13 protein-coding genes are annotated in these 16,950 nt (G+C 68.1%); 9 read left to right on the top strand and 4 right to left on the bottom strand.

Annotated elements, in window-relative coordinates; genetic code table 11:
* Positions 1-136 precede the first annotated feature (136 nt).
* The 5 genes from OG804_RS14605 to OG804_RS14585 all read left to right on the top strand — a co-directional run bounded on the left by OG804_RS14605 (position 137) and on the right by OG804_RS14585 (position 7,003).
* Complete coding sequence (locus OG804_RS14605) at positions 137-1,036, top strand: hypothetical protein (RefSeq protein WP_328397796.1); 900 nt, start codon at positions 137-139, stop codon at positions 1,034-1,036.
* Positions 1,037-1,126: 90 nt separating this feature from the next.
* Positions 1,127-2,161: an ATP-dependent 6-phosphofructokinase gene (locus tag OG804_RS14600; RefSeq protein WP_328397794.1), complete on the top strand. Its 1,035-nt coding sequence runs from the start codon at positions 1,127-1,129 to the stop codon at positions 2,159-2,161.
* 821 nt (positions 2,162-2,982) lie between these two features.
* Positions 2,983-4,368 (top strand): alpha/beta hydrolase family protein, encoded by a 1,386-nt coding sequence (locus tag OG804_RS14595; RefSeq protein ID WP_328397792.1) that lies wholly within the window; start codon positions 2,983-2,985, stop codon positions 4,366-4,368.
* A 43-nt stretch (positions 4,369-4,411) separates the two neighbouring features.
* Complete coding sequence (gatB, locus tag OG804_RS14590; RefSeq protein WP_328397790.1) at positions 4,412-5,917, top strand: Asp-tRNA(Asn)/Glu-tRNA(Gln) amidotransferase subunit GatB; 1,506 nt, start codon at positions 4,412-4,414, stop codon at positions 5,915-5,917.
* Positions 5,918-6,376: 459 nt separating this feature from the next.
* Positions 6,377-7,003 (top strand): GyrI-like domain-containing protein, encoded by a 627-nt coding sequence (locus OG804_RS14585; protein ID WP_328397788.1) that lies wholly within the window; start codon positions 6,377-6,379, stop codon positions 7,001-7,003.
* 86 nt (positions 7,004-7,089) lie between these two features.
* Here the strand turns inward: OG804_RS14585 and OG804_RS14580 are convergent, their stop codons facing one another.
* Positions 7,090-8,196 (bottom strand): PQQ-dependent sugar dehydrogenase, encoded by a 1,107-nt coding sequence (locus OG804_RS14580; protein ID WP_328397786.1) that lies wholly within the window; start codon positions 8,194-8,196, stop codon positions 7,090-7,092.
* A gap of 172 nt (positions 8,197-8,368) precedes the next feature.
* Here OG804_RS14580 and OG804_RS14575 point away from each other — a divergent pair, with 172 nt between their 5' ends.
* Positions 8,369-9,235 carry a DoxX family protein gene (locus OG804_RS14575; protein ID WP_328397784.1) on the top strand — a complete coding sequence of 289 codons (867 nt, stop codon included), beginning with the start codon at positions 8,369-8,371 and terminating at the stop codon, positions 9,233-9,235.
* Positions 9,236-9,319: 84 nt separating this feature from the next.
* Here OG804_RS14575 and ilvD read toward each other — a convergent pair whose 3' ends face one another.
* Both ilvD and OG804_RS14565 read right to left on the bottom strand, forming a co-directional pair.
* Positions 9,320-11,161 (bottom strand): dihydroxy-acid dehydratase, encoded by a 1,842-nt coding sequence (gene ilvD, locus OG804_RS14570; RefSeq protein WP_328397782.1) that lies wholly within the window; start codon positions 11,159-11,161, stop codon positions 9,320-9,322.
* 102 nt (positions 11,162-11,263) lie between these two features.
* Positions 11,264-11,848 (bottom strand): PH domain-containing protein, encoded by a 585-nt coding sequence (locus tag OG804_RS14565; protein WP_328397780.1) that lies wholly within the window; start codon positions 11,846-11,848, stop codon positions 11,264-11,266.
* A gap of 400 nt (positions 11,849-12,248) precedes the next feature.
* Here OG804_RS14565 and OG804_RS14560 point away from each other — a divergent pair, with 400 nt between their 5' ends.
* From OG804_RS14560 to ilvC, 3 genes are all read left to right on the top strand, one after another.
* Positions 12,249-14,174: an acetolactate synthase large subunit gene (locus OG804_RS14560; protein WP_328397778.1), complete on the top strand. Its 1,926-nt coding sequence runs from the start codon at positions 12,249-12,251 to the stop codon at positions 14,172-14,174.
* Positions 14,175-14,244: 70 nt separating this feature from the next.
* Positions 14,245-14,748 carry an acetolactate synthase small subunit gene (gene ilvN / locus OG804_RS14555; protein WP_328397776.1) on the top strand — a complete coding sequence of 168 codons (504 nt, stop codon included), beginning with the start codon at positions 14,245-14,247 and terminating at the stop codon, positions 14,746-14,748.
* Between the two features lie 37 nt (positions 14,749-14,785).
* Positions 14,786-15,862: a ketol-acid reductoisomerase gene (ilvC, locus tag OG804_RS14550; RefSeq protein ID WP_328397774.1), complete on the top strand. Its 1,077-nt coding sequence runs from the start codon at positions 14,786-14,788 to the stop codon at positions 15,860-15,862.
* A gap of 315 nt (positions 15,863-16,177) precedes the next feature.
* Here ilvC and OG804_RS14545 read toward each other — a convergent pair whose 3' ends face one another.
* The gene (locus OG804_RS14545) at positions 16,178-16,900 is read right to left on the bottom strand and encodes a MerR family transcriptional regulator (protein ID WP_328397772.1); all 723 of its coding nucleotides are present in this window, start codon (positions 16,898-16,900) and stop codon (positions 16,178-16,180) included.
* Positions 16,901-16,950: the final 50 nt, after the last annotated feature.

Here is a 16,950-nt window from a genome sequence, read left to right as displayed (position 1 = left end):
CAGCGGGTAACCGGCACTCCGGCCGCATATTTCGCGGTCGGATCCGGGCCGGGCTAGTGTCGCCGTGGAGTACGGTTTTCCGACCGGGTACGAATCAGCGGGACTGTGGGAGATCACAAAAACCATGCGGAGAGAAGTGTCGACCGATAAGAAACGGGAACTCTCACTGCTCCGTCGCTTGTTCGCGGTCACCGGCTGCCTACTCGTGGCGGCGCTGGTCGCGGGTTGCGGATCCGACACCGGAAAACGTCCGCTGTCCACCTCGATCACCCAGGCGGCGGCCGAAGCGCCCGACGGCCAGGTGTCGATCACCATACCCGGCACCCTCGCCGCCGATTTCGCCGTCCTGGAGCAGTCCGAGAAGTCCGAACTCGGTCTGGCGATCATGCCGGTCGGCGGTGACCAACTCGTCGGCCTGGGAGACTGGACCACCGGCCCCGCCTGGTCGACCATGAAGGTTCCGCTGGTCATGGCCGCCGAACGGAAGAACCCGGGCGGGCAGACCTACGCCACGTCGGCGGCCATCACCGCCTCCGACAACTCCGCCGCGGACAGCCTGTGGTCCTCGCTCGGCACCCCGCGCGAAGCCGCCCTGTCGGTACAGGCCGTGCTGCGCGAAGGCGGCGACAACGCGACCGTGGTCCAGGAGAAACCCAGCCGGTCCGAATATTCGTCGTTCGGCCAATCCGAATGGTCGCTCGCCGACCAGGTGCGGTTCGCCTCCAAACTGCCTTGCATCCCGGGATCGGACAAGGTCGTCGATCTGATGGGCTCGGTGAGCGCGAATCAGCAGTGGGGTCTGGGGTCGGTATTCGAGGCCGCCGAGTTCAAGGGCGGCTGGGGTCCCAACGCCGACGGCGCCTATCTGGTCCGCCAATTCGGGCTCGTCCCGGCCAACGGCGGCGCCGTCGCGATCGCGCTTGCCGCGCAACCGGATTCGGGCACCTTCTCCGACGGAATGAACCTCCTCGACGAGATGGCCGGTCTGATCGAACGGCACCTGGGCGAGTTCACCGGCGGTTCCTGCCCGGCCTGACACGGGAGCGGCGGCGCGCCCGCGCGGCGTTACCGGACATTCACGGGCCCGAAGCGGCGCAGCCGCCCCGAAGCGGGCAAGATGGGCGCCATGCGCATCGGAATCCTGACCGGAGGTGGGGACTGCCCGGGACTGAACGCGGTGATCCGTGCCGTCGTTCGCACTGCGAACGGCCGCTACGGTGACGCGATCGTCGGCTTCGAAGACGGTTGGCGCGGATTACTCGAAGACCGCAAGGTCCGGATCCAGAACGACGACCGCACCGATCGCCTGCTGGCCAAGGGCGGCACAATGCTCGGCACGGCGCGCACCAACCCGGATGTATTGCGCGCGGGACTCGGGCGCATCCGGCAGACCCTGGACGACAACGGCATCGAGGCGCTCATCCCGATCGGCGGCGAGGGCACGCTGACGGCCGCCAGCTGGCTGTCCGAGGAAGGCGTTCCGGTCGTCGGCGTCCCGAAGACGATCGACAACGATATCGATTGCACCGATGTCACCTTCGGACACGACACCGCGCTGTCCATCGCCACCGAGGCCATCGACCGGCTGCACACCACCGCGGAATCCCACCAGCGAGTGATGCTCATCGAAGTCATGGGCCGGCACGCCGGGTGGATCGCCGTCCACGCCGGGATGGCGGCGGGCGCGCATCTGACCCTGGTACCGGAACAGCCCTTCGACGTCACAGAGGTCTGCGCGCTGATCAAGAGCCGCTTCCAACGCGGCGACAAACATTTCATCTGCGTAGTCGCCGAAGGGTCGCATCCCGCCCCTGAATCCGGGTTCACCCTGCGTGAAGGCGGGGTCGACGAATTCGGGCACGAACGGTTCACCGGTGTCGCGCAGCAGCTCGGCATGGAGATCGAGCGCCGGATCGGCAAAGAGGTCCGCACCACCGTGCTCGGACACGTCCAGCGCGGCGGCAGCCCCTCCCCGTACGACCGGGTCCTGGCGACACGATTCGGCCTGCACGCCGCCGAAGCGGTGCACGCCGGGCACTTCGGCCAGATGGTGGCGTTACGCGGCACCGAGATCGGACTGGTACCCCTACACGAGGCGACCAAACAGCTCAAACGGGTCCCGGCCGATCGCTACGACGAAGCCCGCGCCTTCTTCGGCTGAGCAGTATCTATTGCCCCGCCTTCGGCGGGGCGGGTCGAGGCCCTCGTCAACCCCGGTTCTTCACTCCGCCGCTCAGTCGCTGCGCTCCTTCGCTCTGTCGCTCCAGAACCGGGGCGGGCCCCGACCATGGAATGGTGACCGTCCGGAGTGGTGGTTGTGGGTTGTCGCTTCTGGTGGTGGGTGGCTGGGCTGCTTCGCTTCGTCGCTCTGGAACCGGGGGTGCTTCGACTGTGTTGGCATCGCTTGCGGCGCTGCGTTCGGGGCGCTCGTGACCCCGGTTCCTCACTCCGTCGCTCGGTCGCTGCAGAACCGGGCGGGCCCCGACCAGGGGTGTCGGGCATCGCTGGGGTGGGGCGTGTGATGTGAAGGTGAGGAAGCCTGCCGGGCTGTGAAGGTGAAGGTGTGGGGTTGCTCGGGAAGGTCTGTGTTTATTTGCGCCGCCTGCGGCGTCGCGGGTCGGGGCCCTTGTCAACCCCGGTTCTTCACTCCTACGCTCAGTCGCTGCGCTCCTTCGCTTCGTCGCTCCAGAACCGGGGCGGGCCCCGACGACGGGATGGTGACCGTCCGGAGAGGTGGTTGTGGGTCGTCGTTTCTGGTGGTGGGTGGCTGGGCTCCTTCGCTCTGTTGCTCCGGAACCGGGGCGGGTCCCGACTGTGTTGGGATTGCGTCGGGTGCGGCGGGGCGGGTGGGGACTTGTGTCTGCGGCGCATGCGGTTCGGGTGCGCAACGGTGGGGCCGCGACCTTTGGAGATCTTGCAAAACTCGGCGCCGGAACGGTGCTGCGGCCGGGCGGGATCGGGGTCCGGGGATACAGTCTGACCATGCACCATGGCAGGGGAGTGTTGCTGGTTGCGGTTCTTTCGACGGTCGTTGCGTCGGTCATCGGCTGCGCGGACGGCGCGGTCGACGATACGGTGCGCGGGCAGTGGCACGGCGCCATCGAGGTGCCCGGAGCGCCGGTGGTGGTCGCGGTGGATTTCACCGGACACCGCAGCGGGGTCATCGATATCCCCGCCGAGCGGGTGGACAGACGCGCGCTGGCCGATGTCGTGGCCGAACCCCGGCGGGTGGAGTTCGGGGTCCCGGATGTACCGGGCGAGGCCAGGTTCGCGGGCCGGCTCGACGAATCCGCGGGCGCCATCGTGGGTGATTTCCGCCAGTCCGGGCACACTTTCGGACTGACCCTGAACCGGGAGCCTGTTGCGCCGCCGGCTCGGCCGCAGCAACCCGTGCCTCCGTATCCCTATGTGTCCGAGGATGTTTCGTATCCGAGCGGCAATATCACCGTCGCCGGCACCCTGACGCTTCCGGCGGATGCCACCGGCCCGGTGCCGACAGTCGTGCTCGTCAGCGGGAGCGGTCCGCAGGACCGGAACGAGGAGATCGCCGGACACCAGCCTTTCTTGCTACTCGCCGATACGCTGACCCGCGCCGGGTACGCGGTGCTGCGTACCGACGATCGCGGGGTCGGCGGCACCGGCGGCAACCTGAATCAGGCCGACTACACCGACCTGGCCGGTGACATCGAGGCCGGGCTGCGGTATCTACGTGATCGGCCGGAGCTCGACCCGGACCGGATCGGCCTGCTCGGACACTCCGAAGGCGGTTACCTGGCGCCGCTGGTCGCGGCGCGGCCCGAGAACGGTATCGCGTTCACGATCATGATGGCCGGACCCGCCGTGTCCGGTACCGGCATCATCCTGGAGCAGGGCCGCCGGAGCTTCACCGAAGCCGGTGCCACACCCGGACAGCTGGACGCCCATCGCGTCTTCCTCACCAACTGGACCGCGGCGTTGCGGGCCGGGCAGCTCACCAAGGGTGCGCGACTGTCGGAGACCTACAACCGGACCCTGCCGCCGGATCTCCGCGGCCCGTCGGAGGCCCTCACCGGCCAGAACACCCCGTACATGGCCGCGCTGGTGTCCTACGACCCCGCCCCGGCGCTGGCGGCGTTGCGGGGGCCGGTGTTCGCGTTCTACGGGTCGAAGGACGTCCAGGTCCCGGCCGCGCAGAACGCGCAGCCGATGCGCGACCTGCTGGCCGCCGACATGGATGCCACCGTCACCGTGTTCGACGGGCTGAACCACCTGATGCAGCCCGCCGGGACCGGCCTGACCACCGAGTACGAGTCGATCGAAACCACTATCGACGCGGTGGTCCTCGACGCCGTCACCGGCTGGCTCGGTGCGCGGATTCCACTGTCCTGACCGCCCACCGAGGGGCCGCACCTGCACGCTTAGACTATGGGCCATGAGCGCACCCACCGTCGAACTCATGGATTACGCCGAGGTCGTGAGCCGGTACGAGCCGGTGCTGGGCATGGAGGTCCATGTCGAGCTGAACACCGCGACCAAGATGTTCTGCGGTTGCCCGACGACGTTCGGCGCCGACCCCAACACCCAGGTCTGCCCGGTCTGCCTGGGGCTGCCCGGCTCGCTGCCGGTGGTCAACCAGCAGGCCGTGGAGTCGGCGGTGCGGATCGGTCTGGCGCTCAACTGTTCCATCACCCCGTGGGGCCGGTTCGCGCGCAAGAACTACTTCTACCCGGACCAGCCGAAGAACTACCAGATCAGCCAGTACGACGAGCCCATCGCCACCGAGGGCTATCTCGAGGTCCCGCTCGACGACGGCACCATCTTCCGGGTCGAGATCGAACGCGCTCATATGGAGGAGGACACCGGGAAGTCGCTGCACGTCGGCGGCGCCATCGGGCGTATCCACGGCGCGAGCCACTCACTGCTCGACTACAACCGGGCCGGGGTGCCGCTCATCGAGATCGTCACCAAACCCGTCACCGGCGCCGGTGACCGGGCGCCCGAGGTGGCGCGCGCATATGTCACGGCCCTGCGCGATCTGCTGAAATCGTTGCAGGTGTCCGATGTGCGAATGGAGCACGGCTCGCTGCGCTGCGACGCCAACGTCTCGCTGATGCCGGTCGGCGCGCAGGTTTTCGGCACCCGCACCGAAACCAAGAACGTGAACTCGCTCAAGAGCGTCGAAGTCGCGGTCCGGTACGAGATGCGTCGTCAGGGCGCGGTTCTGGCCTCCGGCGGCGAGGTGATCCAGGAGACCCGGCACTTCCAGGAAGCCGACAGCTCCACCTCCCCGGGCCGCCGCAAGGAAACCGCCGAGGACTACCGGTACTTCCCCGAACCCGACCTGGAACCCATCGCGCCCGATACCGCGTGGGTGGAGCAGCTGCGCGGCAGCATCCCCGAATACCCGTGGTTGCGCCGGGGCCGCATCCAGTCCGATTGGGGTGTCTCCGACGAGGTCATGCGCGATCTGGTCAACGCGGGCGCCCTCGATCTGATCATCGCCACGGTCGACGCCGGCGCACCCGCGAAGGAAGCGCGTTCGTGGTGGGTCGCCTACCTCACCGAGAAGGCCAACGAACGCGGCGTCGGCCTCGAGGAACTGCCGATCACTCCCGGCCAGGTGGCCGAGGTGATCGGACTGGTCGAAGCCAAAACGGTGAACAACAAGGTCGCCAAACAGGTCGTCGATCTGGTGCTCGACGGCGAAGGCGATCCGGGCCGGATCGTCGAATCCAAGGGTCTCGGCATGGTCAGCGACGACAGCGCCCTGCAGACCGAGGTCGACAAAGCGCTCGCCGCCAACCCCGATATCGCGGACAAGATCCGGTCGGGCAAGGTACAGGCCGCGGGCAAGATCGTCGGCGACGTCATGAAAGCCACCCGTGGCCAAGCCGACGCAGCCCGGGTACGCGAACTGGTGCTCGCCGCCTGCAGCTGACCGGCACCGGGTCGGGGCACCGCCCACCACGGGTGGCGTAGCGCACCGCACTCCCCGCGACTGGGTAGGCCGCACGGAAACCCCTGATGCAGCCTCCCCTCCGCGAACCGCGGCACCCTCCCCGCGCCGAGTCCAGCGAGGCCCTCGAAGGTTGCGGCCCGGCCCGCTGTTCAGCGCCCGAAGCGCATGCGCCGCAGGCGCGAGTCTCGGGCGCTGAACAGCGGGCCCTCTGGGGCCGCAACCCGCGACGCCGCAGGCGGCGCAAATAAACACAGACCTTCGCGAGTGAGTCCACCTCTCACCTTCGTGCGAAGCCCACTCTCGCTTTCGCGAGCAAACCCACCTTCCGCCGTTTCGCGGTGCCCGAAACTGGCCGCAATGCCTCCTAGCGTTATCAGCACGCGAGGTCTTCTCGTGGTCGCCGAGCCTCTGGGGAGGTAGAAGGGTTGTGGGTTGCCGATGACGGACAAACTCGACTTCAAGAAAGAGATCGACGCCTATCGTGCGCGCAAGGGCCGGTTCGAGCTGGTAGACGTGCCCGACCTGCAGTACCTGATGATCGACGGGCACGGCGATCCCAACACCAGCCCCGCTTTCGCCGACGCGACCGCGGCGCTCTACCCGCTGGCCTACCGGTTGAAGTTCGCCAGTAAACGAAACCTCGGGCGCGACCACGTCGTCATGCCGCTGGAGGGTTTGTGGTGGGCCGGCGATATGGACGCCTTCACGGCGGCCCGCGACAAGTCCCGCTGGGACTGGACGTTGATGATCATGGTTCCGGACTGGATCGACCAGGAGATGCTGGCGGCCGCGGTGGAAGGGATCGCGGCCGCGCAGAGCCCGCGCCGCCTGCGCGAGGTCCGGCTGGACACGTTGTCGGAGGGTCGATGTGTGCAGACACTGCACATCGGCTCCTACGACGACGAGGCCGACGCGCTCTCCCGGATGCATCACGAGTTCATTCCGGGCAACGGGCTACAGATGGCCGGTAAGCATCACGAGATCTACCTCGGCGATTTCCGCAAGGTGGCGCCCGAGAAGCTGCGCACTATCCTCCGGCAGCCGGTCGGTGCGGCGGTGGGCTGACATCGGACCCGGCCGGAGGCGGGGTCCGATACGGGGCCGGCGGTGATCGCGATGACCACGATCACCCCCCGCGTCGCGTACCGAGGTCAGTCGGGTCCGCCGCCACCGGCGGACGGCGGCGGGATCCGCACCACCCGGTCGTCGTTGGGAGTGGGTTGTCCGCCCTCGGATTTGTTCGCCGTGGTCACCCAGATCGTCCCGTCCATGGAGGGGGCGGCGCCGAGCAGGCGACCGTATTTGTTCGCGATGAAGACGCTCGGCGGTGCGGTGACCGCGAAGGTCTTCGGATCGGGCGTGGCCATCGCGAGCGCTTTGGCGTCGGTCAGCGAGATCGCCACGCCTTCCGGGGTCACCGCGCAACCGGCGACCCCCGGCCGGTCGGGCCACGTCCACGCGGTGGTGACCACGCCGTCGGGACCGATGCGTTGCAGGCGGTCCAGAGCGGGGGTGCGGTCGGTGATCCAGATCTGATCGCCGCCCAGGCAGATATCGCCGGCCGAGCCGATACCCGAGACCGCGACCTCGGTCGGGGCGTTGCCGTTGGCCGTCGGGTTGTTCACCCGCAGCAGTTTGCCCGCCATGCTCGCGGGGTTGCTCGCCCCGGCGGGATCGCCGGCATCGCCGGTGAGCACCAGCATCTGGTTCGGTGTGGACCAGTCGATCGCGCCGCGGTTTCCGGTGGCGCCCTTCGGGATTCCCGTCAATACCGGTTTCGGCGGGCCGCCTTCGGCGACGCGGACCACCCGGTTGTCGCTCGCGGTGGTGACGTAGGCGTAGATCAGCCCGTCTTCGGGGTAGGTGGGGGAGACCGCGATATCGCTCAATCCTCCGTCGCCCGCGGGATCCACCTCGACGCGGGCCACCTCGACCGGCGGCTGTTCCGGCGCGACCTGCAGAATCCGTCCCGTGCGGCGTTCGGCGACCAGTGCGTACCCGCCCATTTCCACCAGCCCGCCGGTGGTGTCGAGGCAACTGACCACCACCGCCGGGTCGGGATCGATGCACGGGCCGCTCGGCCGGGTGGTGGAGTTCTCTTCCGGCTTGGGTTTCTTCGGTTCGAGTTTCGCGCCGTCCAGTGTCGGTTCCGGGGTGAACGGACTGGATGCGGAATCGTCGAATCGGGCACATCCACCCAGCACCAACGCCCCGAGTATCAGACCCACCGTCACGCGCCGCGCGCCAACCGACCTCATAATGTCCCAACGTAGTGGAAATGCCTCCGGGCGCGCCTCTATGCCCCGGCTATCGGTGCGGGCGGTCCTCTGGTCCGGACCCGTCCCTCGCGTGACACGCTCCCACAGGGTGGCGCGGACACGCCGCGATTTCAGCGGGGTGTACAGAGGGTCGGCGGCTTACTGTTGAGGAGTGAGTGCCAAGGCGAGAAACGGATCCGCGTCCTCCGAGGCCGCGGGGCCCGGGAATCTGTCTACCGCAGAACAGCGCGCGGTATCGACCACCGCGGGCGGGGTCGGGAGTCCCTATGACTCCCCGACCGGCCAGTTTCCGAAAGTGGCCATGACCAAGGAGTTGCCGGTGAACGCCTCGACTACTACCGGTGGCACGCCGGGCGATGTTCCGGGACCGGGCGGGCCGGGCGATTCCGGCAGCCATGACGGTACGTACTCCTATGCGAGCATCCCGCCGGCCGGTACCCCGCCGAGCGGCGGGCGACTGCGCCGCCGAAATCTCGACGGCCGGCGCGGCACCCTCGATTTCGGCCTGTTCATCCTCCGGCTGGTCGTCGGCGCCACGTTCCTCTACCACGGGCTGCAGAAGCTGACGGGCTGGTTCCACGGCCCCGGTCTGGACGGCACCAAGAGCATGATGGAGAACAGCGGCTGGGATCATCCCTCCGCCGCGGCCGCGATGGTGACCGCCGGTGAGGTGGGCGGCGGCATCCTGTTGATCCTGGGGCTGGCTACGCCTTTGGCGGCGGGCGCGGTATTGGCGGTGATCCTGGACGCCTGGTTCTGGAAGCAGGGCATGTACCCGGGATTCCAGTACAAGGCCGGTCCGGGCGCGGTCGAGATGGAGACCATCCTGGTCGGCGCCGCGGTCGCGATCATCTTCACCGGCCCGGGGCGCTGGTCCTTCGACCGGAACAGGGGCTGGGCCATCCGCCCCGCGGCGGGGTCCTTCGTGGTGCTGCTGCTGGCGATCGCGGCCGCGGTGCTCACCTACTGGTACCTGCAGGACGGGAACCCGCTGACCGGTATCGGCCCGTTCGACTGATATCGCGGACCCGGCATACGACAAGGCGCCCCCTCGAATCTTGGATTCGAGGGGGCGCCTTCGTCTCTTCGGGTATCTGTCCGATCAGGGCACGTGCCGGACCGCGCCCTTGTCGGCCGAGGTGGCCAGCGCCGCGTACGCGCGTAGGGCGGTGGTCACCGGGCGTTCACGGTTCTGCGGCTGCCACGGGCGTTCCCGGGCTTCCATCTTGGCCCGCCGCTCCGCCAGGACCGCGTCGTCGACCACGACCTCGAGCGTGCGGGTCGCGACGTCGATGCGGATCAGGTCGCCGTTCTCCACCAGTCCGATCACACCGCCGCTGGCCGCCTCGGGCGAGATGTGCCCGATGGACAGACCCGAGGTGCCGCCGGAGAACCGGCCGTCGGTGATCAGCGCGCACTGTTTGCCCAGACCCGCGCCCTTCAGGAACGCGGTCGGGTGCAACATCTCCTGCATGCCGGGGCCGCCCGCCGGACCCTCGTAACGCACCACGAGCACATCGCCCGGCTGGATCTTCTTGCTCAGGATCACCGAAACGGCTTCCTCCTGGGATTCCACCACGAGGGCCGGCCCCTGGAAGGAGAACAGTTCCTCGTCGATACCGGCGGTTTTCAGCACCGCGCCGTCCACCGCGATATTGCCGCGCAGCACTACCAGCCCGCCTTCGGCGGTGTAGGCGTGCTCGATATCGCGGATGCAGCCGCCCGCGGCATCGGTGTCCAGCGAAGACCAGCGGTTCTCGGTGGAGAACGGTTCGGTGGTGCGCACCCCGCCGGGCGCCGCGTGGAACAGTTCGAGCGCCTCGTCGGAGGCCTTACCCGAGCGGATGTCCCAGGTGTCGAGCCATTCGTCGACGGTCGCGGAGTGCACCGTGCTCACATCGGTTTCCAGCAGGCCGGCCCGGCGCAGTTCGCCCAGGATGGCCGGGATGCCGCCGGCCCGGTGGACGTCCTCCATGTGATAGTCGGAGTTCGGCGCCACCTTGGACAGGGTCGGCACCTTCCGGCTGATGGTCTCGATGGTGTGCAGATCGAAATCGATCTCACCCTCCTGCGCGGCGGCCAGGGTGTGCAGCACGGTGTTGGTCGAACCGCCCATCGCCACGTCCAGGGCCATGGCGTTGCGGAAGGCCTTCTCGTCGGCCACGTTGCGCGGCAGCACCGACGCGTCGTCGTCGCGGTACCAGCGGGTCGCGATATCGACGACGACCCGGCCGGCCCGCTCGAACAGCGCATGCCGCGCGGCATGGGTGGCCAGCGTCGAGCCGTTGCCCGGCAGGGCCAGACCCAGGGCTTCGGTGAGGCAGTTCATCGAGTTCGCGGTGAACATGCCCGAACAGGAACCGCAGGTCGGGCAGGCGCTGCGCTCGACCTCGTCGAGCCCCTCGTCGGTGACCGCGCTGTTGGCGCTGGCGGAGATGGCGGTGATCAGATCCGTCGGGGCCTGCGCGACCCCGCCCACGACCACGGCCTTTCCGGCCTCCATCGGCCCGCCCGAGACGAAGACGGCGGGGATGTTCAGCCGCATGGCCGCGTTGAGCATGCCCGGCGTGATCTTGTCGCAGTTCGAGATGCACACGAGCGCGTCGGCGGTGTGCGCGTTCGCCATGTACTCCACGGAGTCGGCGATGATCTCGCGGCTGGGCAGTGAATAGAGCATGCCGCCGTGCCCCATGGCGATACCGTCGTCCACGGCGATGGTGTGGAATTCGCGCGGTACCCCGCCCGCTTCGCGCACCGCGTCGGCCACGATCTCGCCCACGTTCTTCAGGTGCACATGCCCTGGTACGAACTGGGTGTAGGAGTTGGCGATCGCGACGATCGGCTTACCGAAATCGGAGTCGGTCATACCGGTGGCCCGCCACAGGGCGCGGGCGCCGGCGGCATTGCGGCCGATGGTGGTTGTTCGGGAACGAAGCGGTGGCATGGGTGTCCTCGGTCGGGTCGCGGGGCTGAAAGATGCGACAGCGCCGTATCGCCCGGCGGCGGCGCAGGACCGCGGATCCGGTGCGATCGGCGTTCGTCCAGGCTACTCCGGGCCGGAAGTGGTCCCGGGATCGGTCTCGGTGCCGGCGGGACCGGTTGCCGCGGAGTCGGAGTCGCGCTTCCCGGTCGTGTTCTCGGCGCCGGCTTCTCGCTCGGCGCCGGCGTCACTCTGATCGGCGGTGTCGTCCGATGCCTTGTCGGCGGTCTCGTCGGGCGCTTTGTCGGCGGTGTCATCGGGTGTCCGGTCGGCGGTATCGGCCGGTGTGTCCGGGTCCGGGAGTGCGAAGGGGTCGGGGATCCGCCCGCCCGAGGCGTCCACCAGATCGCGCAGCCTGTCGTAGCTCACCGCCGGAAGCGCGACCTCGCTGTCGTCGTCCAGATGTACCCGCACATATCCGCGCTTGGGGATGGCCACACCCCGCACGCCTTCCCACCCGATGTGGCGGGACGAGAACACCGTGCGCAGATCCAAGCCCGCCGGTGAGACCTTGGTCTGGGTCCGCAATACCCACACGAAGGCGGCGATCGGAATGATCGCCAGCCAGAACAGTCCGGCGGGCCAGCCGACGATCGGGAAGAACACGCACATCACCAGGATGAACACCCCGAGGTAGGCCAGTCCTGTCATGCGGATCACACGGGTCGGTCCGGGCGGCGCCGAAGCCCCACCCGTTACCTCCGCGGCCGCGGGGATATGGGACGATTCAGGAGGTGGCACGGACTGATGCGGTGATGACACACCACCATCCTCGCATCATGGTGAACGGGCGTGAGCACCCGCTACCTTCCCACATAATGGGAAGTAGGCGGTGAGGCGTTTGACTCTGCACCACACGCACACATACCGTCATGCGCGTGAATCGAAACGAGATGCTCGTAATCGGCCGGCGCGTCCAGCGCTGAGCCCGACGATCCGGAGTCGAATACGTCAGCTCGCACTGCGACGCGCCACCCTCGAACAGCCGCCGGCTGTCGAGGGATTTTTTATGTCGGGACCAGTGAACGACAAGCAGTAAGGAACCAAGACGGTGAGCGCACCAACTACCCGGCCCGGGCCCGCGGCCCGCAGGCCCGCGCCTTCGAACCCGTCGGCCTCGGCCGGCGCTCCGACCACCTCGGCGAACCGCCGCCAGGTCCCGCCCGAGCGGGTCATCGGCGCGCAGTCGGTCGTCCGGGCCCTCGAGGAGCTCGGCGTCGACACCGTATTCGGTATTCCGGGTGGCGCTGTGCTTCCGCTCTACGATCCGCTCTTCGATTCCACCAAGGTGCGCCATGTGCTCGTGCGGCACGAGCAGGGCGCGGGTCACGCGGCCACCGGATACGCCCAGGCCACCGGCAAGGTCGGTGTCTGTATGGCCACCTCCGGCCCCGGCGCGACCAACCTGGTGACCCCGATCGCGGACGCCCAGATGGACTCGGTGCCGATGGTCGCGATCACCGGTCAGGTCGGTCGCAGCCTGATCGGCACCGACGCGTTCCAGGAAGCCGATATCTCCGGCATCACCATGCCGATCACCAAACACAACTTCCTGATCAAAGAGGGCATCGATATCCCGCGTATCCTCGCCGAGGCCTTCTACTTGGCCTCCAGCGGACGCCCGGGGGTGGTGCTGGTGGACATCCCGAAGGATGTGCTGCAGGAGCAGACGACGTTCAGCTGGCCGCCGGAAATGCGGCTGCCCGGCTACCGTCCGGTCACCAAACCGCACGGTAAGCAGGTGCGTGAGGCCGCGCGGCTGATCGCCGAGTCCACTCAGCCCGTGCTCTACGTCGGCGGCGGCGTGATCAAGTCCGAGGCCTCGGCCGAACTGCTCGAGCTCGCCGAGCTCACCGGTATCCCGGTGGTCACCACCCTGATGGCACGCGGGGCGTTCCCCGACAGCCACGAACTGAATATGGGTATGCCGGGTATGCACGGCACCGTGGCCGCGGTGGCCGCCCTGCAGAAATCGGATCTGCTGATCACCCTCGGCGCCCGGTTCGACGACCGCGTCACCGGGAAGCTGGACTCCTTCGCGCCCGCCGCCAAGGTCATCCACGCCGATATCGACCCGGCCGAGATCGGTAAGAACCGGCACGCGGATGTGCCGATCGTCGGCGACTGCCGCGAGGTGATCACCGAACTCATCGAGACCCTGCGCGCCGACCCGGCCGGTTTCGAACTCGACCTGACCGCCTGGCGGGCCTACCTCGACGGCGTCCGCGAGTCCTTCCCGCTCGGCTGGAGCAAGCCGTCGGACGGATCGGTGTCGCCGGAATTCGTCATCGAGACCCTGGGCCGCCTGGCCGGACCCGACGCCATCTACTGCGCGGGCGTCGGCCAGCACCAGATGTGGGCCGCCCAGTTCATCAAGTACGAGAAGCCGCGCACCTGGCTGAACTCCGGCGGCGCCGGAACCATGGGTTACGCGGTCCCGGCCGCGATGGGCGCCAAGATGGGTCAGCCCGACCGCGAGGTGTGGGCGGTCGACGGCGACGGCTGCTTCCAGATGACCAATCAGGAACTCGCCACCTGCGCGGTGGAGGGTGTGCCGATCAAGGTCGCGCTGATCAACAACGGCAATCTGGGCATGGTCCGCCAGTGGCAGACCCTGTTCTACGACAAGCGCTACTCCAACACCGACCTCAAGACCCACGGTCTGCGCATCCCCGATTTCGTGAAGCTGGCCGAGGCACTGGGCTGCCACGGTATCCGCGTCGAGAAGGAAGAGGATGTGGAGGCCGCGATCCGCGAGGCCCAGTCGATCAACGACCGGCCCGTGGTGATCGATTTCATCGTCGGCAAGGACGCCCAGGTGTGGCCGATGGTCGCGGCGGGCACCAGCAACGACGAGATCATGGCCGCGCGCGGCATCCGCCCGCTGTTCGACGAGGACGAGGCGGCCGCCGAACCGGCGGTCATCCACGAGGCCATGGCCCGTGAGCAGAACGAGACCGAGGGGAACCAGGCATGACCGGTCAGCGCCGGAGGAGGCAGCGGAGCGTAACCACGCAGGCGCCCGGACATGCCCGAAAGGACACAGCATGAGCACCACCCACACCCTCAGCGTTCTGGTCGAGGACAAGCCTGGTGTGCTGGCCCGGGTGGCCAGCCTGTTCTCGCGCCGCGGATTCAATATCGAATCCCTGGCGGTGGGCGCCACCGAGGTCAAGGAGATCTCCCGGATGACCATCGTGGTCACCGTCGACGATCTGCCGCTCGAACAGGTCACCAAACAGCTCAACAAGCTGGTGAACGTGATCAAGATCGTCGAACAGGACCCGGACAGCTCCGTGGCCCGCGAACTGATCCTGGTGAAGGTCCGCGCCGACGCCAGTGTGCGCACCCAGGTGATCGAATCGGTCAACCTGTTCCGCGCCAAGGTCATCGACGTCTCGCCCGACGCGCTCACCGTCGAGGCGACCGGCACCCGGTCCAAGCTGGACGCGCTGCTGCGCATGCTCGAGCCGTACGGCATCCGGGAGATAGTGCAATCCGGGGTGGTGGCCGTGGGCCGCGGACCGAAGTCCATCACCGCCACCCGTTGAACCCGCGGACGGGCGCACCCGCGCCCGTCCGCCGCACGTGCCTCGTTTACGCGTTTCCCGCGTTTCGCGGGTTCGAAATAGTCAGAAGGGATACCACCAAGTGGCAGTCGAGATGTTCTACGACGACGACGCCGATCTGTCGATCATCCAGGGCCGCAAGGTCGCGGTGATCGGCTACGGCAGCCAGGGGCACGCGCATTCGCTGAGCCTGCGCGATTCCGGCGTCGAGGTCCGTATCGGCCTCAAGGAAGGCTCCAAGTCGCGGGCAAAGGCCGAGGAGGCCGGCCTGACCGTCGGCACCCCCGCAGAGGTTTCGGAGTGGGCCGACGTCATCATGCTGCTCGCCCCCGACACCGCGCAGGCCTCGATCTTCACCAATGAGATCGAGCCCAACCTGAACGACGGCGACGCCCTGTTCTTCGGGCACGGCCTCAACATCCACTTCGGCCTGATCAAGGCCCCGGCCGGCGTCACCGTCGGCATGGTCGCTCCGAAGGGCCCCGGCCACCTCGTGCGCCGTCAGTTCGTCGACGGCAAGGGCGTGCCCGCCCTGATCGCCATCGATCAGGACCCGACCGGCGAAGGCCAGGCGCTGGCCCTGTCCTACGCGAAGGGCATCGGCGGCACCCGCGCCGGCGTCATCAAGACCACCTTCAAGGAAGAGACCGAGACCGACCTGTTCGGTGAGCAGGCCGTCCTCTGCGGTGGCACCGAAGAGCTGGTCAAGACCGGCTTCGAGGTGATGGTCGAGGCCGGTTACGCGCCGGAGATGGCCTACTTCGAGGTGCTGCACGAGCTGAAGCTGATCGTGGACCTGATGTACGAGGGCGGTATCGCCCGCATGAACTACTCGGTTTCCGATACCGCCGAATTCGGCGGCTATCTGTCGGGCCCGCGGGTCATCGATGCCGACACCAAGAAGCGGATGCAGGACATCCTCAAGGACATCCAGGACGGCACCTTCGTCAAGCGCCTGGTCGCCAATGTCGACGGCGGTAACAAGGAGCTCGAGGGCCTGCGCAAGCAGAACGCCGAGCACCCGATCGAGGTCACCGGCAAGAAGCTGCGCGATCTCATGAGCTGGGTGGACCGGCCGATCACCGAAACCGCCTGAGCGGTGCGCTGATCCAGCGCCGAAAGGGGTCCTTCCGTGTTCGCGCGGAGGGGCCCCTTTGCTGTGTCGTGCGCATGTCCTCCGCTGCCGGACCGATGAGTCCGGCCGGGCCGCCGACCCACCAGCCATGTCCGCGCTCTGGGAACGGGAAACGGGCGCGGGCATCTGGATCCCGTGGATGCGGATGACGTTCGCCGCTCTCGGCGCGCGATAGCGGATTCGGGCCGGTTCCACACCCGACTTCCGGGCCGGGACGGCACCCGCCCGGCGGTATCGGCGACCGGGCCGACGATCGGTGACCGGTATCTCGGCCGGTCAGGAGCCGTCGGCTTCGAGCATGGGCGCCATGCGTCGCAGCACATCGATCTGGGCCGGGTTGTAGAGGTCGACGAGCGCCATTCCGATGGTCTCGGACACGAACCGGGGGCCGCCCGGCGCGTCGTCCACATCGTGGAGCCCGGGGTGCGCGGCGGCGAGGTCGCGGGCGTGCGGGGCGAAGCGTTCGGCCAGGTCCTGGCGGGTCCGCTCATCGGCGTCGGCGGGCAGGTCGTCGAACTCGTCGGCGACGGGGTCCGCATGGTAGGCCAGCAGCATCTCGCGCCAGGCGTCGAGTCCCTTGGGCCCCAGGACACGGGTCATGACGACGATGAACGCCCGGTCGGCTTCGGAGAACCGGGCGCTCGCGGACGCGAGTTCGGGCGGTAGATCGGTCGGTGCGCCCTGGCGCAGGATGACCGCGAGTTCGACCCGCACCCGCTGGAGCCGTTCGATGGTGCCGGCCAGTTCGGCGTCCAGCGCGCGCAACGCCTCCTCCGGGTGTTCGTCGGCGTCGCCCAGTTCGGCGATCTGCGACAGCGAGAATCCGAGATCGGTCAGGCGTTTGATCCGCAGCAGCCGAACCAGGTGGGCCACGCCGTAACGCTTGTACCCGTTCGACGCCCGTTCGGGTTCGTCGAGCAGCCCCACTTCGTGGTAGTGCCGGACCGCCCGCAGACTCGTGCCGGCGAGCTCGGCGAGCTGACGGGTACTCCAGGCCATGACGGTCACTCCTCGGACACCGGGTCGGTCGGCGCGGGCACGCCGACCCG

Origin of the sequence: Nocardia sp. NBC_00416 (assembly GCF_036032445.1) — a bacterium.
GTDB lineage: Bacteria > Actinomycetota > Actinomycetes > Mycobacteriales > Mycobacteriaceae > Nocardia.
Note: the sequence above shows the minus strand (reverse complement) of the source record. Positions and strands in the feature narration are given on the sequence as shown.

What these genes read in the sequence shown, in the direction of transcription:
- OG804_RS14600 (WP_328397794.1), top strand. Translation starts at nt 1,127, where the DNA reads ATGCGCATCGGAATCCTGACCGGAGGTGGGGACTGCCCGGGACTGAAC.
- OG804_RS14595 (WP_328397792.1), top strand. Translation starts at nt 2,983, where the DNA reads ATGCACCATGGCAGGGGAGTGTTGCTGGTTGCGGTTCTTTCGACGGTC.
- gatB (WP_328397790.1), top strand. Translation starts at nt 4,412, where the DNA reads ATGAGCGCACCCACCGTCGAACTCATGGATTACGCCGAGGTCGTGAGC.
- OG804_RS14585 (WP_328397788.1), top strand. Translation starts at nt 6,377, where the DNA reads ATGACGGACAAACTCGACTTCAAGAAAGAGATCGACGCCTATCGTGCG.
- OG804_RS14580 (WP_328397786.1), bottom strand. Translation starts at nt 8,196, where the DNA reads ATGAGGTCGGTTGGCGCGCGGCGCGTGACGGTGGGTCTGATACTCGGG.
- ilvD (WP_328397782.1), bottom strand. Translation starts at nt 11,161, where the DNA reads ATGCCACCGCTTCGTTCCCGAACAACCACCATCGGCCGCAATGCCGCC.
- OG804_RS14565 (WP_328397780.1), bottom strand. Translation starts at nt 11,848, where the DNA reads ATGACAGGACTGGCCTACCTCGGGGTGTTCATCCTGGTGATGTGCGTG.
- ilvN (WP_328397776.1), top strand. Translation starts at nt 14,245, where the DNA reads ATGAGCACCACCCACACCCTCAGCGTTCTGGTCGAGGACAAGCCTGGT.
- OG804_RS14545 (WP_328397772.1), bottom strand. Translation starts at nt 16,900, where the DNA reads ATGGCCTGGAGTACCCGTCAGCTCGCCGAGCTCGCCGGCACGAGTCTG.